This window comes from Desulfobaccales bacterium, from assembly GCA_041648175.1.
Lineage (GTDB): Bacteria > Desulfobacterota > Desulfobaccia > Desulfobaccales > 0-14-0-80-60-11 > 0-14-0-80-60-11.
Genome location: JBAZPO010000003.1, coordinates 40,907 through 65,493, shown reverse-complemented (window position 1 = coordinate 65,493; position 24,587 = coordinate 40,907). Strand labels below are relative to the sequence as shown.

The window sequence follows — 24,587 nt, the reverse complement described above, 5'->3', positions numbered from 1 at the left end:
GTGACGCTCCCATGCTGAGGAAGCTATTCCGGGCGGTGAAACTGGGACACTGGCAAATCCATGAGAAAGAGACCATTGACGAGATTATCTTTCGGACCACTAAAATGAGAAACCGTCTGATGTTGGAACTCATGGCTCGGGGTGGTATGCGGGTAGGTGAGGTTTTGAAGCTACGAGCCGCCGATGTCGATGATCAAAAACTTACGATCAGAAATCCCAAAAGCGGAAAGGTTTCAGAAGCAGTTTTCATCCCGAAAAAGCTGGCCGACCGGTTAAAAGATTACATCAGAGCCAGGGGGATGGAGGGCGAACAAAGAATTTTCCCGATCTCCTATACTGCCGCCAGAGTAATGGTCCGAAGAGCCGGTGCTCTGGTCGGTGTCCACTTGAGGCCGCATGACCTGAGGCGCCATGCCGCCACATATGCGTCACGGTCCGGTGTCCCGGTGGAGATAGTCAGTAAGGTCATCCTGCGGCACGCCAATCTCTCCACTACCCAAAGATATCTCGGGAAGGTCAGCGATGTTGAAGCGGTAAGGTGGATCGAGAATTTATACGGCTAAAACCTAATTAAGGGCGGGGTCAATCAATATAGATCTCGCCCGACTTTAAAAGCGGTCTATATGTTCAGGATATGGGAAAGCGCTATGCTCGCTGAAGAGGTTTTCAAAAATAGCAGATATCTTCCATCCGGGTCACTCGTTTATGTTCTCAAAGGAACCCATATGGCATAATAAAGTCCGGATTCGGAGGTCTAGCGGATGAACGCTCTTGGGCTTAAGAAAAAAAGACCCCGGTGGCTTCACCAAAGGGGCCAATTATTCTGAGATAGTGCTTATACCAAGTTGCGTCCATAGAAGTAAAAATAGCTTCGGTTTTGTAGGATCGTACCTGCATGTGCGGCCACCATGAGGGACATAGGTCCGCCCCTACAAAAACAAAATTACCTGTATGAGCGCAACTTGGTATTAATCTTCCGATTTGAAGGCCCTATCCTTTCGATCCCAGTCGCAGCCCACCGTGGATAAAGAAGGTTTCCCCTGCGATGGCTTCGTTACGGTAGAGTTCCCCAATCAATGAGGCCACCTCCGCCGGCTCGACAAGACGGCCGATGGGCACCTGCTCCAGGATTTTTCCCAGGGCTTTCTGGTCCATGCCGCGCACCATGGGAGTACCCACATAGCCTGGGGCGATGGCCACGCAGCGGAGCTTGTCCGCCAGGCCGCGGCGGAAAAACTCCGCGGTAATCACTTTGGGCATCACGCTCATGGCGGCTTTGGTGGAAGAATAACTTATCTGCCCGGCGGTGCCCAGGGAACTGGTGGAGGAAAACAGGCAGATCAACCCATGACAGCCGTGGTTGATCATGCGCTCGGCGCATTCACGGACCGTGATAAATACTCCGGTCAGGTTGATGTCCACAACGGCCTGGAAGTTCCCCAGGGACATTTTTTTGGTGACCTTGCCGGTTTCCCGATCAGGAGCCAGGAGCAGACCGTCCCGGATGATGCCGGCGCAGGGCGCCACCAGGTTGATGGCGCCGAAGGCTGCGATGGCCATGTCTGCCAGTTTGCCGCAATCTTCCTCTTTGGTGGTGTCACAGACCATGGTGGCCACTTGACCGCCCAGCTTCTTAATCTCAGCCTCCACACGGTTCAAACCCTCGGAGCTGACATCCGCCAGCACTAATTTGCCACCTTGCCGAACCCAGTATTTCGCCAACTCTTCACCGATGCCTCCGGCCGCTCCGGTAATCACTGCCACCGCGTCCTTAATTTCCAACATGTTAAATCCTTTCTCCGGTCAGAGTTATGGCCCTATAAGATTCTCGTTATAGGTCCAGGAATAAGAATGTCTAGGTTGGATTGCCGTCGGGGTTCACGGACTCGCCCAACCCCTGAAAGAATTGTTGGAACTGCTCTCCCTGCTTTTTGATGAGCCTCTGGAATTCCATAGTGGTGGCCTCTAGTCCCATGCCTTTCTCATCCGCCAGCATCCGCAAATGTTTGATGATTTCTGCCTGTTCAGTGACCTCTGCTTGGAGTTCTTCATATTTCCGGGCTAAGGCGGCATATTCTTCCCGAGGCACCCCCCCCAAGAGGTTGAGATAATCTTTGAACGACTCCCGGAAATCCACTTCGGCTTTTTTCCACAGGGCAAGATAATCTGGATTGTCCTCTGCCACTTCATTCAAGCCGTAAGAGGTTTTAAAAAGGGGGGTAAATTCTTGAAAGCCCAGGAAGCCTCGCGGCATCCATTTTGCCAGGTCTTCCAGCTGTTTTTGGCTCTTGGCCGCCTGCAGCAGGGCCTTCCCCCAGAATTCCAAAAAGTGGCGATTCATTTAGCCCTCCCGCTTCGGAATATCTCCAGGCTGACCCTTATCCTGCCCCTCTTTTATGGGGGCGGCGGGTTGAGTCTTGACCTCTTTCGGTTTCTGACCTTCGGTAGATTGGGTCTTGACCGGCGCTGGCTTTACAACCGCAGGAGGCTGAATCTTGGCCACTTCAGCCTTTGGAGCCGCCACAGGCAGAGTCTGCTCAGTCTCGGCCTCCAAATCCAGTTGGAAGCGCACCGGGCCGCGATAATCCAGGAAGCACCGATCCAGGGAACACTCGGTGGTAGGCAGCGACCAGCTGGTGGCAATGGCCACGTGGCCCTTGGGGAAGACGGTGACCTCCGCTTCTACCCAATCCAGGGGAGCCAGGGCAGATTCTTTTTCCACCAGGTCGTCCTTTTCTGCAACGCAAATAAGCCACTTGATGCCCTGCTCTTTAATGCGCTTGAAGTTCAGGGGGCGCCCGAAGAGGGTGACCGGCAGCGTCCCGTCCTTGGCCACCGGAATGGTATAGGAGTCAAAGCTCATCTTGCAGATGTTAAGAGGCAGGTCGGTCTGATCGTATAACAGCCAATAGTTAATGGCCGCCGCGGTCTTGTTGATTTTCATGTTGCGTTCGAACAACTTCAGGTCCCGGTAGAAAGTGATAATGGGATTGTCTTTTTCCAGGCTCTTGAGCTTGTAGACCCAGCTCATAAGCTTGCCGTTCACTACCTGGTTGCCGTTGGGTAAGGTCTTGATGGCAAAGCTCATATCCTCAAAACGTTTGGGGATCTGGGCCAGAAAATCCGACAAGCTTTGGCTGCGGGTGCCGTCTAAAGGGGCGACACTGGTGATGAGCGCGTCCACCAGCCCGTCCAGTTCGCCCGACAGGTAGTTCACTGCCACGGTGAACCCTCCCTGGCAGTAACCGCACAGGGTGACGGGACGAGCATGGGCCGCCTTCACCTTCTCCAGGAATAATTTGGTATCCCGGCAGTCATCCTCGCCGGACATCTCCTGCACCGCCGGGTTGGCGTAGATATCCTTAACGATGCGGATATAGGTGGGAATACCCTGGTTGGCGAAGCAGTGCACAAAACTCTTGCCTTCTCCGGGCAGAAAGGCAAGGATATTGGCCCCCAGCACGTAAGGGGGGATGATCACGATGGGTTTGCCTTTTTTCCGGACTTTTACCGATTTGTCCCAGGGAAGCACCTGGTAGAGACTGAAGCGCTCGGTTTCTGCGGTCTTGATGTAGTTGCCGTTATCAAAGTGAAACCCGTATTCCGGCTCGATGTTGCGGATGGCCTGGGGATATTCGTGGACCACCAAATACATCAACCGGGCTTGTCTGGCCATGAACGCCGCGATGTCTTCCCCTTTATGGTGATCAAAGGTGTTGAGCCAGGCCCGGTAAACCTGGTCTAACTGGTGGGCGTGGTAGTCGTTGATGGCTTTCATCCCGTGAGCGAAGCCTTTTTCTGCCAACCGCAGGTTGAATTCCCATAAGGCCGTGTAGTCCCCGAGATTTTCCTCGGGGGATTTTTCCTTAAACTTGTCTTGCTCCACGGCGCGGAAGCTTTCCATGGCTGAAAGCGACGGCTCCATAAAGTCCAGAATATACCGGAACATCCCGACCCAGTAGGTCTGCATCATCCGGGCCTGATCAATGCTGGCCGAGATGATCTTGGCTGGGGTTTCCAGGGTCAATTCTGAAAGGCCCGTGGTTCCCTCGCATAAGCTTTGGGTCGTAACTGTAGACTCAGACATACTTATCTCCTGATATTGCCGGTAATCAGGTCCGGCTTTCGGGCCGCCCTGAAAAATTGACCGCAGTGCATGGTTCCCCAGTCCGGCGGGATGTCCGGGACCGGCACCCCGCCGATCCCTTAGGCACTTTTGGCCATCTTTTCGGATTTTTCCGTTTCCGCGACAAAAGACTCCAACTTTTTGAAGCTTTCATCCATCATTTTCTTAAAATCTTCGCAATTTTTCTTGTAGGATTTGGTCCACTCCGCCAAGCCCTTTTTGGCCTCGTCGGGGAGATTGACCATCTGGCCCCAGTACATGTTGGTCATGCGTTCCATCTGTTCCTGGAGCATCATCATGGCGCTGAAGGAATTGTCAAAGGAGGTTTTGTAAAAGTCGATCATCTGTTTGCCCATCTTTTTGGGATCCATCATTGGGTTCTCTCCTCGCGGCTTTGTCAGCCTAATTTTTCCGGTACTAAGCGGAAAAAGATTCCAGGTTTTTAAAACCGTCGTCCACCACTTTCTTGAAATCTTCGCAATTCTTGTTGTAGAATTTGGTCCACTCGTTCAGCTCCTTTTTAGCCTCTTGGGGGAGATTGACCATCTGGCCCCAATACAGGCCGGTCACGCGTTCCGTCTGCTCTTGGAGCATCATTAGGGCGTTGAAGGAATTGTCAAAGGTGGTTTTGTAAAAATCCATCATCTGTTGGCCCAGCTTTTTGGGATCCATCATTTATTTTCTCCTTGCGGCTGCGTCAGCCTGAATTTTCTTCTAAGATATACGTCGGCAAGGTGCCTGTCAAGATATTATTTTGCATTGCAAAATAATATCTATTTAAAGGGTGGTTTATAATTTATCTAACTATAATGAAAGGTTATATATTTGTAGCTTGCTTTTCTCCCCTTTAAAGAAATATTATTTTTGCGTTTTGCAAAAATTGCTCTATACTGTTTCTTCAAGGAGAAATGCATGCCTGAAAAAGTAGTGCTGAAAAAATACGCCAACCGACGCCTGTACGATACGGAAAAGCGTGCCTTTGTGAGCTTGAGCCAGGTGGCCGAACTGGTGAAACAAGGCCGGGAGATAGAGATCAGCGACGACAAAACCGGGGAGGACGTCACGGCCTTTATCCTTACCCAGATTGTTTTGGAGGAAGCCAAAAAGAAAACCCTGCTGCTCCCCGTTTCCCTCCTTTATCTCCTTATTCGCTATGGAGATAGCGTCTTAAGCGAATTCTTTGAAAATTATCTGGAACAGACCCTTAAGAACTATCTGGCCTACAAAAGCGCCATGGATGCCCAGTTCCAAAGTTGGCTGGAGATGGGCCAGGGCGTCTCCGACTTGACCCAGAAAACCATGAGCAACCTGGCTCCGTTTCAGTCCTGGATGCAATTCTTTCCAGGGAAGCTAGGGAAAAAGGAGAGAGATGAAGGAGAAGAGGAGCGTTAGCTCCCGCCCTCTCTTCCCCTGGCACTGCCCAGCATGCGGTTCCTGCCGCCAAGGCTCAAACCTCTGCCGCCTTTTCTAGGCACTCTCCTTTTTCGTGTTTAAGTTCTTAACCATTAAAACTAAGTCGGACTCGTCGCCTTGCAAGTCTTTCACGAAACCCGCCAGGTGGGCCACGTCCTTGAACCCCATCTTTTCAAACAGGTAAAAGGCCTTGTCCAGGACCGGGGGGATCTCCGCGCTCAACTGCTCCAAACCCAACCGGGTGGCGATATCGACGAGGTTCTGGATTAAAATGGTTCCCAGGCCGCGCACCCGATACTGGGTCGACGTGGTCAGACGTACCTCTCCCAGGTGCCTGGTCCAACCGATGGGGCTGAAGTGCAAAGTGGCGTCCCCCACGACGTCGCCGTTATGCAGGGCAATAAGGGGGAGCAGGTTGTCATAGTTCAATTCATAAATCCAATTCTCGATAACCTTGGGGTCGGTCACGTCATCCTTGAGACAAAGGCGGTCCTCGGGCGGCAGGCTACGGAAGTATTCCACCAGGGCGGCCTCATCCGCCTTCAAAAGGGGCCTTAAGGTAACGGGCGTGCCGTCGTCTAAGGAGATGCTTTGAGGATAGGATTTGATGAGTATCTCCGACAGGGTGTCCATAATTATCTCCCGATCATTAATCCAGCGGGGCAGCCGTTCAACCCCTTTAATAATACCAGCCTCGTTCCACGATCATTGCGTAACCCATGCCGCCTCCCACGCATAGGCTGGCCAGGCCAACCTCGACATTACGTTTCTGCATCTCGTACAAGAGGGTCACCAGGATTCTGGCGCCGCTGCTGCCGATGGGGTGACCCAGGGCGATGGCGCCCCCGTTGACATTGACGATTTCGGGGTCCAGTTGGAGTTCCTTGAGGCAAGCCAGAGATTGGGCGGCAAATGCTTCATTCAGTTCAACCAGTTCAATCTTTTTTCCCACCTTGCTCACCTTGTCGATAGCACGGCGCACGGCGTAGATCGGACCGGTGCCCATGAGCTCAGGTTCGCAACCTTCGCAGCTATAGGCGTCGATCTTGGCCAGAGGGCGTATACCCATCTTCAGGGCGTTTTCCGCGGTCATGATCAGGAGAGCCGCCGCCCCGTCATTAATGCCGGAGGAGTTCCCCGCGGTGATGGTGCCCTGTTTGACGAAGGCCGGCTTTAGTTTGCCTAACTTTTCCGCCGTACTACCGAAACGGGGAAATTCATCGGTGTCAAAGATAACGGGGTCGCCCTTTTTCTGAGGAATTTCCACGGGCACGATCTCATCCTTGAACCGGCCGCTCTTGATGGCTGCCTCGGCCTTCTGCTGGCTCAGAGCGGCATAGGCGTCTTGCTCTTCCCGGCCGAGATGGAAACGTTCCGCAATATTCTCCGCCGTGATGCCCATATGCGTGTCCCCAAAGGAACACCAGAGCCCATCATGAATCATGGTGTCTAAAACCTGCATATGACCCATGCGGGCCCCCCACCTTGCCTGTGGCATCACAAAGGGGGCATTGCTCATACATTCCATGCCTCCAGCTACCACAATTTCCGCAGCCCCCACCTGGATTTTTTGGGTGGCGGCGATCACTGCCTCCATCCCCGAACCGCACACGGCATTGATGGTAAGGGCAGGCGTGTACTGAGAAATATCCGCCAGCATTGCTGCTTGCCGGGAGGGATTCTGGCCCTCACCGGCTTGCAGGACATTGCCCATGATAACCAGGTCCACTTTATCCTGGTGAATCTTAGCCCGACGTAAAACTTCCTTAATGACGATGCCACCCAGTTCCACTGCCGGTACGTCCCGCAAGGTGCCCCCGAAGACCCCGATGGCGGTCCTTGCGGCGCTGGCAATCACTACTTCTTGCATTTGGCTCCTCCCTCCGTATGCTCCTTAATGAGTGGCTGGTTGTAACTCCTTGACCAGAAGGGCAATATCAGCATACTGCTGGCTTTGGAGATCCTTGACATAGTTTTTTAATACCGTTAGCTGGCTAAAACCGGCCTTTTTAAAGGCCGTAATCACGCCTTGCCGGCTGGTCACCATTCTGGCCAGAAGTTTCTTCACCTTACTCTGGGAAGCTAAGGCGGTGAGCTCCTCTATGAGCGCTGCACCCAGCCTCCGGCCTTGAAACTCGGGAGCCACGGTGACCCGGATCTCGGCTACATGACGCCCCCAACCGAAGGTCTGGTAGTGCAGGGTGGCATTGGCCACGATGCGCCCCTCATATTCCGCCAAAATGGGCAAAACCTGATCATAATTGAGATTGCGGGCCCATTTCTCTATCAGCTTTCGGTCGGTCACCACGTTCCGGAGAAACCGCCGGTCTTCTCCAGCCAGACCGATAAAAAAATTGTAAAGGGCGTACTGGTCATCGCGGGTCATGGGTCTTAAGGTCAGGCTGAGACCCTCGGGAAGGGTGATCTTCTTGGGATATTCTTCAAGCATTGCTTTCTCCTTTTACATTATGCTTCTTTAATGAAGAGGATTTGTAGCATTCTTACCATCTTAGCCCCAAGGTCAGATTTAGATCCTTTCCAGCCGATAAGGGTCTTGAAGCTATCTAGTTCTTTGATGCAAAATTGATCTTTCGACTTTTAATCCAATAACATTTGGTTTTCGCTAAAGTAAGGCTAAATTTCAGTATGTTTATTTCATAATTTACTGGAAGATATCAGATCGATATCTTTCATTGGGTCCAAACTACTCGGTATAATTTGAATATCAGAATGAGGTTAACCGAGGGGCGCTCTTGCGAGCCCTGACAGACATGATCTTTGGTGAGGCTCAAACATAAATTGCATCATCTTATAATGAAAAACTTCTTGTGGCCATTGAGTAAATCATCCAATTCGCCAAGGTTAAGCTCATCAATGTGTTTCATAAGCAACGAAGGAAGAATATAATCCAGGTTTTCTCCCGGTAAATCAATGAGAGGAATTGCAACACGATGAAATAGTTTTCCGAAAATTTCTTGTAATTTTGCCAATTTTATCTGCCTTGCTCTGATCTCACTTATCTCATAGATCTTTGCCACTGTTATCCCCTCATTGCCAATAAACCCATTCTCATGGCTGTTTTCATGGACTCTGATGGGCAAACCTTCCCCCGCCCGCTATTAAGAGCAGGCCGGGCATGTCTTCTGAATCGAGGTTTTACACTTAGGAGGCGGCCAAGACCCATGCTGATTTGAACAATAGGTACTACGTCACTATAGAAAAATGCAGGAGGAATGTCTCTAAGGCCGTATGACTAATTTCATCTAATCAAAATGACTAGATTATGAAACTAATCAGTATAAAATGAATTACTCAGGGGTGAATTCATGAGAGATGGCATATCTGACCAGATCGGCAAGACTTTTGAACTTCAGCTTTTTCATGAGATTGTACCGGTGAGCGCGCACGGTGTGAATGCTGACGAACAGGATATTGGCGATCTCCTGGGATTTCTTGCCCTCGGCCAAGAGTTTCAAGATTTCTCTTTCACGTCTGGTAAGGGCTTCAGTTTCTGGCCGCGTAAGAGAAAGGTCAAACATGATAGTGGAAAGGAGGGGGGACAAGTACTTATCCCCCTGTTTAAGACTTTCTATGGCGCGGTAAAGCTCAGAATCCGCATCTTCCTTGAGCAGAAAACCATCAGCCCCGGCTTTTAGGCCCAGCTGCACGAAGCTTTTTTTCTTGTGCATGGTCAAAAGCAATATTTTGATCTCAGGATACAGCCTCTTAATTTCCTCGGTAGCCTCCAGTCCTCGGAGATTGGGCATGGAAATATCCAGGATGATCAGATCAGGGCGTGCCGTTTTTAAAAGCTCCAAGAGTTCCAGGCCATCATTGGCTTCGCCGCATACAGCCACGCCGTCTATTCCTTCGATGATTTTCCGTATGCCCTTGCGGAATATGGCGTGGTCGTCAGCCAGCACGATCTCGAAATTTCTCACCCTAATCCTCCCTCAGGCAACGGCACAGTAAATGATATTCTGGTACCCCGTTTCTTTTGACTCCAGAGGCTGAAGGTTCCGCCCAGGATCTTGAGTCGCTCTTCCATAGTCAGCAATCCCAAGCTCTTTTTAGCGTCCAAAACTTTGGCCGCTTCAAAACCTTGGCCGTCATCCTCGATGGTTATAACAATCCTTTGGCTCTCCCTTTGGGCTACGATGGATACGTTCTTTGGCCTGGCATGTTTGCCGATATTCGTCATGGCTTCCTGTACTACCCGGTAGATGGCCGTCTGGACCGGCAATGGGAATAAGCCGTCGAGGTTGTCCAGCCTGACTGACCACTTTACCTCTTCTTGCAGCGCCGCCACATCTTCGATCATGTCCCGCAAAGCGGCAGTCAGACCCAGGTCTTCAAGGTCGCCTGGGCTTAAATCATGATAAAGCCGTCGCACTTCTTTAATGGTCTCGACGATAAAATGGTCAATCTTCCTAAAATCCTGGGAGAAGGAAGTGTGCTCCGGCGATAACTGTTTCTCCAGTGATCTTATCGAGAGCTTTAAAGTCAGCAGGGCATGTCCCAGCTCATCGTGCAGCTCAGCCGCAAGACGCTTCCGTTCGTTTTCCTGGGCGGTGAGAAGCTGCGCGGCAAGGGAGCGAAGTTTTTGCTCCGATTTTCTTAAGGATTGCTCCGCCCGCTCGCGGAGGATGGCGGCCCCCAGAGTGCTGGCTGCGGTTTTGAGGGCTTCCAGCTCCGCAGGTGACCATTCCCGCTCGTTGAGACACTCGTTGAAGCCAATCATACCCCACCATTGTTGACCCACAAAAATTGGCACCGCTACGATAGATTTGATTTTTTGAGACCCCAACAATTCCTGCTCCGAGGGCGGAAATTCCCGGATGCGGCCCACGATCATCTGGCCCTTAGAGAGCTGCTCCTCCCAGCGGCTAAAGCCCGCATGCCGCCAGGAAATATTTTGTAATCCGGGGTTGTTTATCTGGGGATTGATTTCCGGCGCGGCCCATTCATATCGTTGGCTGGTTAATATATCTCCTGTGCCATTGAGATGATTTTCAAAGATATAGACCCGGCTTGCGTCTGCCGATTGGCCCAGGCGCCCCAAAATATTCTGGATGTCTTTCTCCCAGGATTCGGTTTGCAAGAATTTCTCCGCAGCGATGCTCACTGCTTCCAGAATGGCCTCCCGCCGCCTGAGTGCCAGCTCCACCTTCTTGCGTTTGCTGATGTCCCGGGCAACTCCCAGGACGCCCACCGGCCGTCCTTGCTCGTCCCGCAAAAAGGAGGTTTTCACCTCGATCCAGACGATGGAGCCGTCCTTTTGGATCAGTTCCAGTTCAAGTATCCTGGACCGGCTAAGATCTTTTGGTTCTTGGAGTTCAGACAGCATCTCTTCGGCAAAGACGCGTCGGGCCTGTTCCAGGGAGACTGGTGTCAAAATCGCCTCCAGCCCCCTCAATATGACTTCTTTCGGAGAAAACCCTGTTAAAAGCTTGGTAGAAGGGCTGACATAGGTGAGGTTCAGGTTCATGTCGGTGGTCCAGAGGACATCGGAAATGTTCTCAGCCAGCAAGCGATAAAGGGCCTCGCTTTCTTTTAAAGCCTTCTCGACCCGCTTCCGTTCAGAAATGTCAAAGAGGACCCCGCTGATATAGTCAATCTGGCCGGCGGCGTTGCAGAATATCTGTCCTCGCCCTTGAATCCACAGATTCCTGCCGTCTTGTTTCCGGATGCGGTACTCCCGAACATACGAGCCATTACCCCTAAGGGCTTTAAGCAGGGTCTCTTTGAACACCGTGAGATCCTCGTGGAGTACCAGGTCTGTCCACAATAGCTGAGCGGTGTCGAAATCCTCTTTTTTATAGCCGCTCAGAGACTCGATTTTACGGTCGAAGAATTCCACCCTGCCATCGACATATCCTTTAAAAACCACGGCCGGAATTTGATTGACCAGCAGCCGGTACTGCTCTTCGCTCTTTATGAGGGCTTCCTCGGCCTGCACCCGTTTAGAGATGTCCTCATAAAACATCAACCAATCACCTGTTACCAGGGCTACCGCCCTGAAATTTATCACCTTAGTGGTGCCATCTTTACATGTGACCCGAAAAGACCTCGGATTGACTTCTCCCAGATGAGGTTTTTTAAGTTCTTCTTTCCAATCGGAAACTACCATTTCCCGGTAGGAGGCGTCCGGAAAAGCTTTGGGGAACCATTCCCGCCCGGTAGGGATATCCTCTAAGGTGTACCCGAACATTTTTTCAAATCTGGGATTGAGATATTTATATCTGCCGTTTCTGCCAATAATAGAAATACCGAAAGGTGCGGCCACCACCAGTCTGCGATATTTTATTTGCGATTGCCTGAGCGCCTCTTCAGCCTGCAGACGTTCGGTGATGTCTCGTGCCAAAGCAAGTAAGAGACGGCGTCCGCCATACATAAATCGAGCAACTCGGACCTCTACCGGAAAAGTGGAGCCGTCTTTCCGTCGATGGACACCTCGGACGGTAAACGGAGATTCGGTCTTTTGCTCCCATATTTTTTGCAAGTCTTGAGGACTTATGCCCACTTCCAAATCAAACACGGTCATTTTCAATAGTTCTTCACGGGAATATCCCAAATCATCACAAGTTTGCTGATTGACCTCGATGATCCTGCCATTGTCATGCAGAACAAGCTCGTCGGCGGCATGCTCCACCAACTGCCCAAACCGCCTTTCGCTTTCGATCAATGCCTCTTGAGTCCGGTGGCACTCGGTGACGTCTTCGCAAAGCACCATCCGGGATCGGTTTTCCAGAGTTACCATCTTGAAGTTTATGACTTTTTCCGTGCCGTCTTTGCAACCCACCGTAAAAGTTCGGGACTTGGCCTCGCCTGGCCTGGATTCCCGCGAGTCCCTGTTCCAGGCGGAGATCACCTCCTGCCGATAGTGCGGATCGGGGTAAGAGCGGGCAATCCAGTCCTGGACGGTAGGATTATCTTCCCGGGTGTAACCGAATATCTCCATGAACCGCGGATTGAGGTACAGCATCTCGCCTTTTGGTCCGACAATTGCGATTCCCAGGGGCGATTTTTCCACCAGAAGGCGGTATTTTTCTTTTTCTTGATAGAGGGCCTTTTCCGCCTTCAGGCGCTCCGTGATGTCGAGGCCTACTTTCAGGACCAGCAAAGAGCCGTCAACATCGGTAAAAGGATAGCTATAGATCTGGTAAATACGGCCGGATTGACTGGTCCATTGGGACTCTTGCGGAGATTGGGCGGTTAAAACCCGCTTTGTCGAACAATTTCCACAGGGCTGAGAACGACCCCGGAGAATTTCGTAACATAGTCTGCCGTTGGGCTCGCCGAAATGTTCCCGAAAAACGCGGTTGGCAAACCGGACGGTATGATCCGGCCCGTGGAGATAGACATAAGCGGGAAGCTCATCGAGAAGGGCAAAGAGGCGTTGACGCTCCGCTTCCAGGGCTGCCTCAGCCTGCCTGAGCCTGGTGACGTCTAGGCCGGCTGATCCTACCAGGACGGGCTGGCCATCCTTAGCCAGGATAGGAAAGTAGTTGATCAGCCAGGCATGGGTCCCATCCTCTTGTTCCAAATTTACCAGGGATTCCACGGGTTGCCCGGTTTCAACGGCCTGCTGGTCCAGTTCCAGTATGTGCCGGGCCGTATCTACCGGCCAGATGTCTTGCAAGGTCTTACCCTGCCAGTCTTCTTTTCCAGCAACGAAGGCATTTTCCCAGGCTTTATTGGCGAACAGATAGCGGCCCTGAAGGTCACGGATTACCGCGCCACCGGGCAGATGCTGCATGAAGGCCAGAAAACGCGCCTCGCTTTCCCTGAGGCGGTCTTCGATCTGCTGGCGCTCTTCAATTTCCCTCAGCAATTGCTCGTTGGCCTGCTTTAAATGAGCAGTCCGCTCATCCACCCGGCGCTCCAGTTCGTTGTGGGCCTGTCTCAAGGCCTCCTCGGTCTGTTTAAACTCGGTAATGTCCTGGATCATGGCCTGCTTGGAGACGCGGCCGTCGCTGTGGTAAATGGGGGTGTTCACCATGTAATACCAGCGGTTGTCTTTGGGGCTTTGCAATTCCCAGCGCACCGTTTCCCCTCGAAATACCCGTTCGTTGACGCACCAAAGACAGATGGAGTCCCGTTCATGCAGAACCTTGTAACAATATTCTCCGGTGCCATCATAACCGGTGCGCTCGATTAAACGCGGGTTCATGAACTCAACCCGGTAATCCGGGGAACAGATGTAGATCAACCCATCAAAGGCCTCTACCATAGCACGGTAGCGAGACTCGCTTTCCCGCTGGGGTCCCCCGACTTGCTGGGACTCCTTGACGTCCCCTGCATCTTCCTTCTGGATAGGGGCTTCGTCAATCTCGGGTCTTTTCTCTTGGTGATCTCCGGGCGCCGAGCCTGCTAATCGGCGAAGTGATTTACTGGGCTTCATTGCTTGGGTTTTCCTTGATGATGATAATGAAAGAAAATCGTGGGCAGAAAGGATTTCCTTTTGGGGGCAAAAATTTCAGGGATCAGGTAAAAGCTGCTCCGTTACTGTTTTTTGCTACGGATTCGACTTTGTCCGGTAATATTGTTCAAGAGAGAGGAGGGTTTCCGAAAACTTCGGTTGTCAATTAGAGTTGCAGCAGACGAAGGTCACCTACAGTTTTCTATAGGAATATTGATACCATAAGATTTTTAAAAAATCAATTTTTCTCTAAAGTTAAGGGATTTCAGGCCATCTATCCAGGGTGCAGCATTAATTACAGCTATTGTGAAACCCAGATAGGCCTTGCGACCAGTGGCCAACTAGAGGAATAGCAGATTGCTTGCCACTATACGCCCTTCTCGTATTTTAAAGGTTTGAAATTCATATCGAAACCTCTTTTCCAGATTATCCAGCCACCGCAGCCCAACCCATAAAGATTTATCCTTCCGCCCTTCCTCACCTTGTAAAACCTCCCGAAAAAGAATCAAACGTGTGGTATCAATAATGCTATGTGCGCATTTCCAATACCAGTAGTGGGTCTTTACTTCATTTAAGCATGCATTAGTCAGCACACCTGAACAATACAGGCTCAACAATAATGCGTTATTGACAATAACACTGGATTGTGCTATAATAATAAACAACAAAGTGTAACAACAAACGCTGTTACTGCTATCACTTCTAAAGCAAAGGGGGGCCAACCGGCCTCCTTCACTGCTTTTAAGGACAGGCCAAATATTAAAGGAGAAAGGAACTGGTCAATGTTATTCGACGAACTCGGGATTTATGGGTGGGACGTTGTTGAGCCGTTAGTGCTCGCGGCCATTGTGGCTGACCTGCCGGTATTGCTGATTGGGGACATTGGCACCAACAAGACCGAGGGGTCGAAAACTATTGCTCAAGCAATTTTGGGCCCGACCAGCCAGTTTCGGCACTATGAAGTCCCGACTCTCAACTTCGACGACCTGGTCGGTTTCCTCAATCCGCAGAATCGTCTTTAACCCCCGGCAGCTGACGATGATGGTGCGGCTGCTGCTGGCGGGATTGGCCCTGAGCACGATCACCAATAACCCCCAGTTTTCCGACCCGGATGCGAACACCGCCTACATCGAAGCCGTCATCCCCGAGATTCAGGGGATCGTCCGGTCGAAAGTCAACAAGGAAATGGTGCACGGGGTCATTCGGACGGTTGTTGGCGGCTATACCCTGGGTGACCCGGTCATGATCGCCCGGGACCTTGAAGAACTCGCGGCAGTCGAAGTTGCCTGGGTGACGGCCATGAGCAAAAGGGTCGGCCAGGAAGAAGACCTCAAGACGTTGACCCGGGTGCTGGCTAAAATCAAAGACTTGACCCGAAAGGAGGTGATTGAGCGGGAACTCGGAGACAAACTAATCCAGCAACTTGCCATGCAACTCACGACCCAAACCCTGTTAACCGAGGATGTTCCGGTGGCCCGGCTACCCGAGCGGGTCGACCAAATCTTGACATCCATCTAAAGAAAGGAGAGCACCATGCCGAATGCAGAGAAAGTCTATCAGAGCCCGGCCTTGACTCAAGGGTGGGAAACCCTCCAGGACGGAGAACTGTACTTGTTCGACACCGTCAACACCTATGCGAAAAAGTACCACATTGACAAGAAAAATACTCCCATCGGGTGGGATGAAGACCCGTACACGGTCGAGGAGGCCAAAGAATGCTTCGGCGATGACGCCTGCACGGTCATTCTCGCCAACAAGAAGGACAAGGTCCTGGTGATTGTCAAAGCCGACCTCCCCTATGTTTTGGCCGAAGGGAAGGGACAGACCCGAATCGGGTGGGAAGCCTATGCGAAAGACGGAGTGATGGCCATCAAGCGGCTGTTCAAAGGCTATGCCCTTGAGGCGGTGGTCATTAATCCAAAAGTCAAAACCCTCGAAGGCTTGGGGGTGCTCAAAGCCATAATCCAGCGGGTCATGGCTGGAAAAGACTTAATGAAAGGAGCCGATAATGCACCTGCTCAAAAGCCGAATCGAAAAGATCAAGTCAGCCCTAAGGGAAAAGCACCTAAACCGGGCAGCAACCCTGCTGATTCACACCCTGGCAAGTGATGAAATTTTCAGCTACTGGTCGGACTGCTGCCAGGGATCGGAGCGGGTCCCGAAAATCCTCAAATACATCCATGAAATCACCTTCGATGAGGCCCTACCGACTGCGCCAGTCGATCTGTACAAGGGAGACCTGACGATTGGGGTCCGGTTCTTCCTGGACCACATCACCGGCCCGGAGGACTTGCTGTTCATTCTGATCCATGAGCGCAATCACTTGATCCTGAGGCGGCTTTACCCCGACGTTCTGCCAGGCGCTGACTACCCTCCGGAGCTCTTCAACTTCGCTGAGGATGCTTACGTCAACGCCATCGGCCGGCGGCGTCGACCTTGCCCGAACGGTTTTACCACCATCCGGGGGAACTCCTCTTAACGGCAAAGCACAGCCACATCGACTGGACCCTCTTTAGCATCGGAGGCAACGGGAGCCGCAACTACCTCAAACAGGCTCACGCCGCCCTCTACCAGTGGAACCCGGTTCTGCTTCAGACCTTGGGCGAAGTTGTGGGGGCGCCGTCTGGCTTTTCCGGCTACCGGCGGTGGATGGTCTTGGTTTGCCAATGGTTCCTGGGGAAGCAGGACGAGGAGGCCTCCAGGGCAGGAATGGCGGCAGCCCGCGCCGCGGGTGGGAGTGCTAACCAAACCGCACCAGAATCTCCACCAGCCACCCGGAAAGAAGCCGCTGACGACGTACCGGAGCGGGTTGCCAAAGACCAAGCTGGCCCGGAGGACGACCCTCAGGGCACTGGTGAAGCGCTGACCAAAGAGGAACGACATGATGACGGCTCAGAGCCTGACAAGGAAGAGCCATCCCCTGTTAGTGCAGCCTTACCTGAGCCGGAAAGCTCGTTAAGCGGCAAGGCTGTGTCTGTTGACGCGGGGGAAGGAGTTGCAGATGATGCGAGTTTCCCCGGGTTGGCCGAGGTAATCAAAACTTATGCCCCGATGGTTCAGGGCAGCTCTACCCTGGAGATAGTTGGGTCGGAGCCTTCGGAAGTCGACTCGGGCACAAGGCGAATTCCCATTCCAGACCTGAAGCCTGGAGATCCAGTCTTTAACTTGATTCTGGAAACCTCGGACCTCAGTGAATTTCGCCACCGGGTCCGGCTCTTTGAACCGGGGGCGCTTGAAGGAATAGAAGGGGTGATTCAAGGAGTACTGGCCGACCGGGCGACTGAAAAGACCCTCGAAGGCTACTCTATCCCGGTACCCCCGGCCATCACCCGGAAGGACCTCTTCAGTCTCGCCGGTGGAGTCATCCCGGCGGTCTGGCAAAGGCGGTGGGGAGTCGAACGCCCCCACATCTACCTCTATATTGACGTCAGCGGGTCGATGGGCCATTACTACGGCTATATTCCGTACATTTATGACGCCCTCCGGGCTGTCAGAGGTAGGGTCTTTCAGTTTTCGACCAGCGTCGTTGAAGCGGACCCAGAAGACCCCTTCCTGCATACCACCGGGGGGACCCGGTTCGACGCCGTCGCGCAGCACCTTCTCAAAGAGGGCACCCGGGCGGCCATCATTCTGAGTGATGGTCATGGCATCTTGGCCAGCCGCTACTTGGAACCGCTCCAGGCTCAGCTCGAAACCTTCGTCTACATCAAAGTCCAACCGAACCGCGAGCAGAACTGGGAGTTGGCCGCGACCGAAGTCGTCGTCCTCACCTGGAGTGATGACCCCGAAGGGTGAGTGCCTCCGAGCCCTTAGTTTCAGGCGCCGTTAATTTCGCATTTAACCCAAACCTGGCCGGGTCCCATGTGGGACTTCTGGGAGACGTTCGCCTACGTGGGGCCTGGCTGGCTTGGAGAGGAGGAATGTAACCATGGTAGTTGGATTCATTTGCGAGAAAACCGGGGAGCGGCTCTCTTTTGAGGCCTGTCTCAAGTGCGCCCGGACGAGGCTCAACCGGAGGCTAGATTGCCCTTTTGATGAAGCGACCATTGCCGGCATGATCCTGAATGAACGGCGAGGAACCGATATATCGGTGACCATGATTACCGGGTGCCACCGGGGGGTCTTCATCAGCCGGTTTTATGAAACATACGTTGCCCCGAGCCAGCTCTACTGGGCCTTTCGGGGGCAAATCGCCCACAAAATTCTCGAGGAGGCCAACCTCCATACGGACGCGGTCAAGGAGAAGCGATTCTCCAAGGCCTGGGACGGGATTGACATCATTGGCCATCCCGATCTGATTATCCCGAGCCAGAAAGTCCTCAAAGACTACAAAACCACCAAGACGGTCCCGTCTTACCTCAACAAAGATGGGGTCATCGCGGCTTATGAAAACCACCGGACTCAGCTCAACCTTTATCGGTGGCTGATCCCCCATGATATTGCCGAAATGGAGGTGGTGTACTTTTCAATGGAGGAAACCCTGATTTGTCCGGTCGACATTTGGCCGGAGGAATCAACCAGAAAATCAGAAATGACCGTTCGGAGAGTGCTGGAAGAGAACCTGGTACCCCTCAAAATGGCCCTGGACTCGGAAACCATGCCACCGTACCAGCGGAACTGGTCGTGTGATGGCTACTGCAGCGTTTCCGATATTTGCTTCATGGAACTCAAGAAAGAACTTCTCGCGGCCCGATGGGCTCAGCGAATCAAGGAAGGAGGGAAGAAAAATGGCCAACCCCGTTCCCCTAAAAAAGGTACCCGAGCCGTCCGTTCGACTTGAACTCGCGGCTGAAGACCTCGTCGCCCGGACCAAAAAGATCCTCGAAATCAAAGAGAAAGTCATGCGGGAAAACGTCCACTATGGGACCATTCCCGGCTGCCGGAAGCCGTCTCTTTGGAAGCCCGGTGCCGAAATCCTCTGCCAGGGGTTCCGGCTGGCGCCGGAGTTTGTCACCACCTCCAGCCAGGACTATAACCATACCATCAAGTGGGAGAAGTGGGACTACGATAAGCGAGAGAAGGTTGAAGGGCTGACCAAGGGGTACTTCGAATACGACACCCAGTGCACCCTCGTCCATATTCCGACCGGAGAAGTCTGGGCTAAGGCGGTCAACGGGTCGTGCAACAATTTTGAAGCCAAGTACCGGAGCCTCAACCCCTACGACATCAAAAATACCCTCGAGAAAATGTCGGAAAAGCGAGCCCTGGTCGCGGCCGTCCTGATCGGGGTGGGGGCCTCGGATATATTTACCCAAGACCTGGAAGATTTGCCTGAACTGGGAAGTGATGTTTCACCGGAAGAGCCTGTAGGGCAGAAGCAGCCGCCAAAACCCAAAAATAACAACCAGGCCAACCGGTTTGCCACCTCAAAGCAAGTGGGCTTCATCAAGGCCCAAATCAAGAAGAAAGGGATCCAGGAAAAGGCCTTCTTCCGGGAGTGGGAAGGTGAGTTCGACTCGTGGGACGACATTCCGTTTGGGCTGGTCAATGACATCCTGGATTGGATCAGGGAGCAATGATTAAAGATACACATTTAGGTATATGAGGGGACTAAAACGAATGGCTGGGCTACCTTACCTACCTTTAAATGGCCCCCTTTTATTTGACCAAACCCGATGACCCCAATGCCCCACACCAGGCCTTGGCGTTGGGGCGATCCTTCAAGTTTGAGCATCAGGACTTGCCGTGGACTCGCTGGGCAGGGTTTCTTGCTTAAATTCTGATGAAATGTGGTAATAATGTCTCAGTATTTCGCTTTCCAAGGGATCACACCACGAACACCCCCGGTCGGATCTTCGACGTCGCCAAGATAACGCGGGATTAGGTGAATGTGGACGTGGGGAATCGTCTGCCCGGCTGCAGTGTCTACGTTGACTCCGACGTTAAAGCCATCTGGGCGATAATCCTTTGCAAGTCTTTCTTTTGCCTCCCACAAAAGACTCATGAGATCCTCTATCTCATTTGGCTGTAAGTCAAAGAAATCAGTGACATGGCGTCTTGGAATGATGAGAAGGTGGCCGACATTGACAGGGTACGCATCACGGATGGCGTAAGATAGGTTGGACTCGAGCACGCATTCACGGTCCTCGTGGTTACAAAAAAAAAGGGCATTCTTCAGGGGTTAAGGCGCGCATAGTACGTCTCGATTCCTCTTTCACATGAATGGCGAAGTTCCTCACGATCCGAGGCAGTAAGTTGCTTCCAGAGTGCAGGTTTCATTTCGATAAATGCCAAATCCCGCGCATAACGTAAATAGTGGCGTCGCTCGAATTTCTCGAAAGGCATAGGAAGCAAGACTTGCTTTATTCAACAGTCGATTTATCCAGCGATGATTTGCCAGACCCGCTATGCATTCCAGGTGGATATAAAGTGAGTTTCTCACCCTCTTTCCCGCTGGGAAACTCTTGATCCTGCGCGCCAGATCGTCCTGTGCCATGCTCGCGATCACCCAATTGAAACGGCTTTTCTCCGGATTCGAAAACCTGCCCTATAATACCTTTTCGACATTTTGGCCAGAGTTCCGTGGGAAAGAGACCTGGTCGCCGGCGCCTTCACCCGGTTTAAATCATTCCGCGAACGTCGATCCTTCCTTCGTTAAGAGCCCCAAACAATGGGCACAATACGGCATTTTCGGGGTGAACAATGCTCACATTTCTTATTGTGTGGATTGTTTTTGGCCGGAACAGGGGCCGATTACGGTTGGAATCCAAGGGAACAGGCAAAAGGCCGGTCACGTATTTTAGCTACTTACAAAGATAAACATTGCGCACAATACTTAGCTTAGCGTAAAATTTCGCACGGCTGCGGCGCTACCCCGTTTTCCACCCCTGCCTCACAAGAATAACCCACAGCCTTGCCGCTTAAATCTTTCGATCATCTCTTTCATTTCCTCTTCCGTAGTCTCGAAATATTCAGCCATGCACGTCAGACACCTCATCCGTTCAATCTGCGGATGGATGAGTTTCTTATTAAGTCCAATGTCATTCTTGGAAAGCTTCTCTTTGCCGCAATAGGCACAATTGATTAGTTTTACTCCGCTCATTATTCTATCTCGCGTAACGTGTATGCGGCTACGTTCTTCCCTCCGTATTCAAGTGGGTCTATCTTCTGCAACTGCTGCCGGATCACGGTGCGCATCTGCACGGCGGGACGCAGACTGTATCGTTTGAACTCCCACTTGTCGATGCTGTCCGGCTTTGTGACATGCGGAAACAGCAATTTAAGGTAGGCCGTGCACAACCGTAAAACCGCTTCCGTGTCGCGGGTGTCCGCCTCGGGAGGATAGTCCACCAGCCTTTCAACGACATGCCGGTAAATCAGTGTTTCTGCCGGCTGGCGCAGCAGATGCATGATTTCTGAAAAATACTCTGTGTTCAGCGCCCAACCGTTGATTTTCAGGTTTTCATTCATGCGCGGGATGTCGCGCCCTCGGATAAAACCGTGAAACCGATCCAGTAATGCCGACTCATGAAACACTTTCGGCAGCTTCTGAAACATGTCTTTGGTTTCGTCCATCTCTGTTTGCGGGATGTTCCCCAGCAGGATCACACCAGCCCCGCCAATGATACGATTCTTGCCGACCGTTATCTCCCCGCTTTCCATGTAGGCTTTAAGCCCGCCCTGCATCTCGCTCGGGTCGTGGAAGTTGATCGACTGAATTTCGTCCAGCGCTACAAAGTCGTTCGACGCGATCAGACCGGGGCTCTTTCCATTAATGTCGCCGAACATTTTCGCCCGCGTCAGCGTCCCCCCGCTGACCAGCCACCCGTATTTCCCTACCCGCCCGAACAGATACGACTTGCCCGTGCCCTTGGGGGCCAGTTCCACCAGATTCAGTCGCGGTTCGATGAACGGCAGTAGGCGCGTCAGCACCATGTGTTTCTGTACCCAATCTTCGTATCCTGCCGGGTTGTAATCAATCGCTCCCAGCAAAACGTCGATCCACTCCTCAATATTAAACTGACTGCGAGCCTCTCTATAGGCGTCCAGATCAATCGTGTACGGACAGAAATTCTTGTACTCCAAGAGCGTGAAACATCCTCGCGGATTCTCGCCGTCCGGGCTGCGAAACCCCAGTTGTACCAGTCCCCAGCCCCCAGCCGTTTTTACAACTTCTTCTTTGATCCGCTCCCAGACATAATCCTCGATCAGCGTTTCAGTATGCCCCATCCCCAATTCCGGAATCGCAAACGTGTACTCGTCGGACCGCACGTTAAATTGGATTTCAATTTTGGCCAGAAACTTCTTCGTGTGCCCCTCACTTCGCGCCGCGTCCTTCAATTCCAGCAAATTTTCCCGGCGCGGGATGATTTCGTAAATGTATTTTCGTAAAGCCTCAGCATCGTGGATTCTACCGTCAGACTCCGCTTTGCGCTTCAGAATCCAATCCCGCAAAAACGACGGTATCGACGCCGCCTTGAAGATCGCCACGATGTTCGGATCCTTGAAGACCGTCGTGTCCGGGAATGCCGCCCGCAATTTTTTAGTATCGACCATGGTTGATTGCCCTGTTTTAAACTACAGATCAAAGTCGTCTTTCTCAACAATCTGCGCACGTTTACCAACGGTCTTGGCCTTAGGCACAAACTGTCCTGTCCTCGAAAAAATCACAACTGGAACCAGTCGCTCCTCCAGCGTCGCCCCGCCGTGAAGCTCAAAGCCCTGTCCGCCGCCCTTCTTGGGCAGCCGGTTATACCCGCGTACCACCCAATGCCTGCCGTCCAAGGTTTCCTCCAGTTCCGGCGGACATCCGCCTTGCGCCGCCCGTTCACGGTAGCGCCAATCGGAGACTTCCGCGCCAGCCTCACAGACAAGGGTCTGCGCCAGCCTCGGTTCGGATTGCCACGCCAACACCGCTAGCCGCGAACTCCCGTGGTCGGCTGTGACAAGTACTCTTTCAAACCATACCAGCCCCTCCGCTACACGCTGCAACACCTCGCCGCCGATCACATCCAGCGCCGCAGCCAGATTTTCCTCCGCGCTCCGAGCCTCATGCGCCTCCACGCCATTGTGCGCGATATTGTCAAAGCGCTTGATGTCCGGCAACCGCCGCGCGACGTCTGGCCAATGGATGTTGTTGAAGCGCGTTGTTGTTGGCAAATGTACCTCACCGACCTCAATCGAATCCACGCCTATATTCCGTTCCCGCGCCAGCGCCACCAACATCGGCAGCCACTCCGCGCCCATCGCGTCCACCACTAGCAAGGCGCACCCGTTGTCCGAAGCATACCGTTGCACCATCACGTCCCGCGATTGCACCGAACTCGGAGCAACCACCACCTGCGCCCTCTCGTAGAACTCTGGCGTCACGCGGCCAACCATTTTCAATTCTCGGTATTCTCTGAAGTACTCCTCCAGTGCCTCGTCTCCGAAAAACAAATCTGCGTTCAAATACGTTGCCGCTTCTGGATACACAACTTTTACGGCGTTTGACACAATGCCGTCCACAACGCAGCGCCGCAGTAATTCCGCCCGCTCCGCGTCCGTCCCACAATTCAACCATGGCGCAACTCGCGACGTCGATTCGTCTGCGCATCGCGCGATGAACTGCCGGATGTCCGCGTCGGACATTCTAACGTCCGCTTCCCGTATAGCATCCCTGCGTTCGCCAGCATACACCCCTGCTTCATCCAGAAAATCCGCCGCTCCCGTGACGTATGCGGAGCGGAAGTTGCCGACAAGAACTCCCTCTTGCCTTGCAACACACTCAAGGTAACTTCCCTTGGATGCGACATTTTTAAACAGCCACAGTACCGCCTCGCGTTCCTTATCCTTGCGCCGGTCAAACACACACAAGACGCGCTTTGCGACTCCACCTTCTGGGAAAAATAGCGTCTTGAGAGTTACCGTCAGTGTTTTTCCTGCACCTTCTTTACCCCGCTCACACATCCACCGCAAAGCATCTTCGGACAATCCCGCATCTACTACGTCGTAAAACACGCGAGCGAAATCCCTCAGACACACCACCTGCCGCACCTCGGCTCTGAGCCCCGCCAATTTCCGTCCTTCCGAGGCAACAACAATCCGCCGGACAGAGCTGTCGTTCGGATGCTCCTCGGTATATCTCAAATACTTCTGAAATGTGTCACACGCTTCCGGAATGAAGGATGCCAAATCGTCCCCGACCAGCATCACCTCCGTATACCCCGCCTCGAACTGAGGAACGACCTGTTCGGCATCAATTTCAATCAGTTGCTTTCCCTGGCGGTAGCGAGGATTTGCGAAAACATCCTTTAATAGCAAGTCCGTGCTGTCATCGCTCCGCAAAAAGCAGACCGCTTCCCGCCCAGACGTATTGTCCGCCCATTGGCGTAAAGCGGAAATCGCAGCCTGTTGGTTCTCGTCCTTCAACAACGCAAGATAGCCGGGCATTCCCAGCAATACCACAGCCTTACCGCTTGTCTTCTGTGCTGTCATCGCATCGCGTACCCGCCCGAAGAGTTCGTCAGGCATTGGGAGCCACGCGCTTTCCCTCACAAGATCGCTCAAACGCACCTCAAAGTCGCCGCGTTCTTGGCAGAACCGGCGTAACGCCGTCCAGCTTTCTCCTGGAGGCACGATCACCACCCGCGCCTTCGCCTCCGCGAGTGGATTCCTGATGTATTCGCAATACTCGTTCAGTGTCAT

23 protein-coding genes are annotated in these 24,587 nt (G+C 52.7%); 9 read left to right on the top strand and 14 right to left on the bottom strand.

Going from position 1 to position 24,587, the window contains the following annotated elements; genetic code table 11:
* Positions 1 to 11 precede the first annotated feature (11 nt).
* Complete coding sequence (locus tag WC600_03865; protein ID MFA4901862.1) at positions 12 to 563, top strand: site-specific integrase; 552 nt, start codon at positions 12 to 14, stop codon at positions 561 to 563.
* A 427-nt stretch (positions 564 to 990) separates the two neighbouring features.
* On the opposite strand, the gene WC600_03860 is transcribed toward WC600_03865, so the two are convergent.
* The 5 genes from WC600_03860 to WC600_03840 form a co-directional block, all read right to left on the bottom strand.
* Complete coding sequence (locus WC600_03860; GenBank protein MFA4901861.1) at positions 991 to 1,785, bottom strand: SDR family NAD(P)-dependent oxidoreductase; 795 nt, start codon at positions 1,783 to 1,785, stop codon at positions 991 to 993.
* 70 nt (positions 1,786 to 1,855) lie between these two features.
* Positions 1,856 to 2,341, bottom strand: coding sequence for a hypothetical protein (locus tag WC600_03855; GenBank protein ID MFA4901860.1), 486 nt, complete (start codon positions 2,339 to 2,341; stop codon positions 1,856 to 1,858).
* Positions 2,342 to 4,087: a hypothetical protein gene (locus WC600_03850; GenBank protein MFA4901859.1), complete on the bottom strand. Its 1,746-nt coding sequence runs from the start codon at positions 4,085 to 4,087 to the stop codon at positions 2,342 to 2,344.
* Between the two features lie 119 nt (positions 4,088 to 4,206).
* Positions 4,207 to 4,500, bottom strand: a complete 294-nt coding sequence (locus WC600_03845) for a hypothetical protein (protein ID MFA4901858.1) — start codon at positions 4,498 to 4,500, stop codon at positions 4,207 to 4,209.
* A 43-nt stretch (positions 4,501 to 4,543) separates the two neighbouring features.
* Positions 4,544 to 4,801, bottom strand: a complete 258-nt coding sequence (locus tag WC600_03840) for a hypothetical protein (protein ID MFA4901857.1) — start codon at positions 4,799 to 4,801, stop codon at positions 4,544 to 4,546.
* A 237-nt stretch (positions 4,802 to 5,038) separates the two neighbouring features.
* Between WC600_03840 and WC600_03835 the strand changes: the two genes are divergently transcribed.
* Entirely contained in the window at positions 5,039 to 5,518 is a 480-nt protein-coding gene (locus WC600_03835; GenBank protein MFA4901856.1) for a polyhydroxyalkanoate synthesis regulator DNA-binding domain-containing protein, read from the top strand.
* 75 nt (positions 5,519 to 5,593) lie between these two features.
* Here WC600_03835 and WC600_03830 read toward each other — a convergent pair whose 3' ends face one another.
* The 6 genes from WC600_03830 to WC600_03805 form a co-directional block, all read right to left on the bottom strand.
* Positions 5,594 to 6,172 carry a GNAT family N-acetyltransferase gene (locus WC600_03830; protein MFA4901855.1) on the bottom strand — a complete coding sequence of 193 codons (579 nt, stop codon included), beginning with the start codon at positions 6,170 to 6,172 and terminating at the stop codon, positions 5,594 to 5,596.
* 46 nt (positions 6,173 to 6,218) lie between these two features.
* Positions 6,219 to 7,409, bottom strand: coding sequence for an acetyl-CoA C-acetyltransferase (locus WC600_03825; protein MFA4901854.1), 1,191 nt, complete (start codon positions 7,407 to 7,409; stop codon positions 6,219 to 6,221).
* A 24-nt stretch (positions 7,410 to 7,433) separates the two neighbouring features.
* The gene (locus WC600_03820) at positions 7,434 to 7,988 is read right to left on the bottom strand and encodes a GNAT family N-acetyltransferase (protein ID MFA4901853.1); all 555 of its coding nucleotides are present in this window, start codon (positions 7,986 to 7,988) and stop codon (positions 7,434 to 7,436) included.
* A 355-nt stretch (positions 7,989 to 8,343) separates the two neighbouring features.
* Positions 8,344 to 8,640 (bottom strand): hypothetical protein, encoded by a 297-nt coding sequence (locus WC600_03815; protein MFA4901852.1) that lies wholly within the window; start codon positions 8,638 to 8,640, stop codon positions 8,344 to 8,346.
* A gap of 207 nt (positions 8,641 to 8,847) precedes the next feature.
* A complete protein-coding gene (locus WC600_03810) occupies positions 8,848 to 9,480 on the bottom strand; it encodes a response regulator transcription factor (protein ID MFA4901851.1) in 633 nt (210 codons plus the stop codon).
* Positions 9,477 to 13,943 (bottom strand): PAS domain S-box protein, encoded by a 4,467-nt coding sequence (locus WC600_03805; protein MFA4901850.1) that lies wholly within the window; start codon positions 13,941 to 13,943, stop codon positions 9,477 to 9,479. The genes WC600_03810 and WC600_03805 overlap by 4 nt, the downstream gene beginning before the upstream one ends.
* An 800-nt stretch (positions 13,944 to 14,743) precedes the next feature.
* Here WC600_03805 and WC600_03800 point away from each other — a divergent pair.
* The 7 genes from WC600_03800 (at position 14,744) to WC600_03770 (ending at position 19,480) form a co-directional block, all read left to right on the top strand.
* Positions 14,744 to 14,983 carry a hypothetical protein gene (locus WC600_03800; GenBank protein MFA4901849.1) on the top strand — a complete coding sequence of 80 codons (240 nt, stop codon included), beginning with the start codon at positions 14,744 to 14,746 and terminating at the stop codon, positions 14,981 to 14,983.
* Between the two features lie 16 nt (positions 14,984 to 14,999).
* Positions 15,000 to 15,479: a hypothetical protein gene (locus WC600_03795; protein ID MFA4901848.1), complete on the top strand. Its 480-nt coding sequence runs from the start codon at positions 15,000 to 15,002 to the stop codon at positions 15,477 to 15,479.
* 15 nt (positions 15,480 to 15,494) lie between these two features.
* Positions 15,495 to 16,070 carry a hypothetical protein gene (locus WC600_03790; GenBank protein ID MFA4901847.1) on the top strand — a complete coding sequence of 192 codons (576 nt, stop codon included), beginning with the start codon at positions 15,495 to 15,497 and terminating at the stop codon, positions 16,068 to 16,070.
* A complete protein-coding gene (locus tag WC600_03785) occupies positions 15,970 to 16,440 on the top strand; it encodes a hypothetical protein (GenBank protein ID MFA4901846.1) in 471 nt (156 codons plus the stop codon). The genes WC600_03790 and WC600_03785 overlap by 101 nt, the downstream gene beginning before the upstream one ends.
* On the top strand, positions 16,398 to 17,756 hold the full coding sequence (locus WC600_03780; GenBank protein ID MFA4901845.1) for a hypothetical protein: 1,359 nt from the start codon (positions 16,398 to 16,400) through the stop codon (positions 17,754 to 17,756). The genes WC600_03785 and WC600_03780 overlap by 43 nt, the downstream gene beginning before the upstream one ends.
* 133 nt (positions 17,757 to 17,889) lie before the next feature.
* Entirely contained in the window at positions 17,890 to 18,741 is an 852-nt protein-coding gene (locus WC600_03775) for a hypothetical protein (GenBank protein MFA4901844.1), read from the top strand.
* Positions 18,689 to 19,480, top strand: a complete 792-nt coding sequence (locus tag WC600_03770) for a hypothetical protein (protein ID MFA4901843.1) — start codon at positions 18,689 to 18,691, stop codon at positions 19,478 to 19,480. Before WC600_03775 ends, WC600_03770 begins: the two co-directional genes overlap by 53 nt.
* Before the next feature lie 224 nt (positions 19,481 to 19,704).
* On the opposite strand, the gene WC600_03765 is transcribed toward WC600_03770, so the two are convergent.
* The 3 genes from WC600_03765 to pglZ all read right to left on the bottom strand — a co-directional run bounded on the left by WC600_03765 (position 19,705) and on the right by pglZ (position 24,587).
* Positions 19,705 to 20,079: an HIT family protein gene (locus tag WC600_03765; GenBank protein MFA4901842.1), complete on the bottom strand. Its 375-nt coding sequence runs from the start codon at positions 20,077 to 20,079 to the stop codon at positions 19,705 to 19,707.
* A gap of 923 nt (positions 20,080 to 21,002) precedes the next feature.
* Positions 21,003 to 22,457 carry a BREX system Lon protease-like protein BrxL gene (brxL, locus tag WC600_03760; GenBank protein ID MFA4901841.1) on the bottom strand — a complete coding sequence of 485 codons (1,455 nt, stop codon included), beginning with the start codon at positions 22,455 to 22,457 and terminating at the stop codon, positions 21,003 to 21,005.
* 21 nt (positions 22,458 to 22,478) lie between these two features.
* Positions 22,479 to 24,587, bottom strand: coding sequence for a BREX-4 system phosphatase PglZ (gene pglZ / locus WC600_03755; GenBank protein ID MFA4901840.1), 2,109 nt, complete (start codon positions 24,585 to 24,587; stop codon positions 22,479 to 22,481).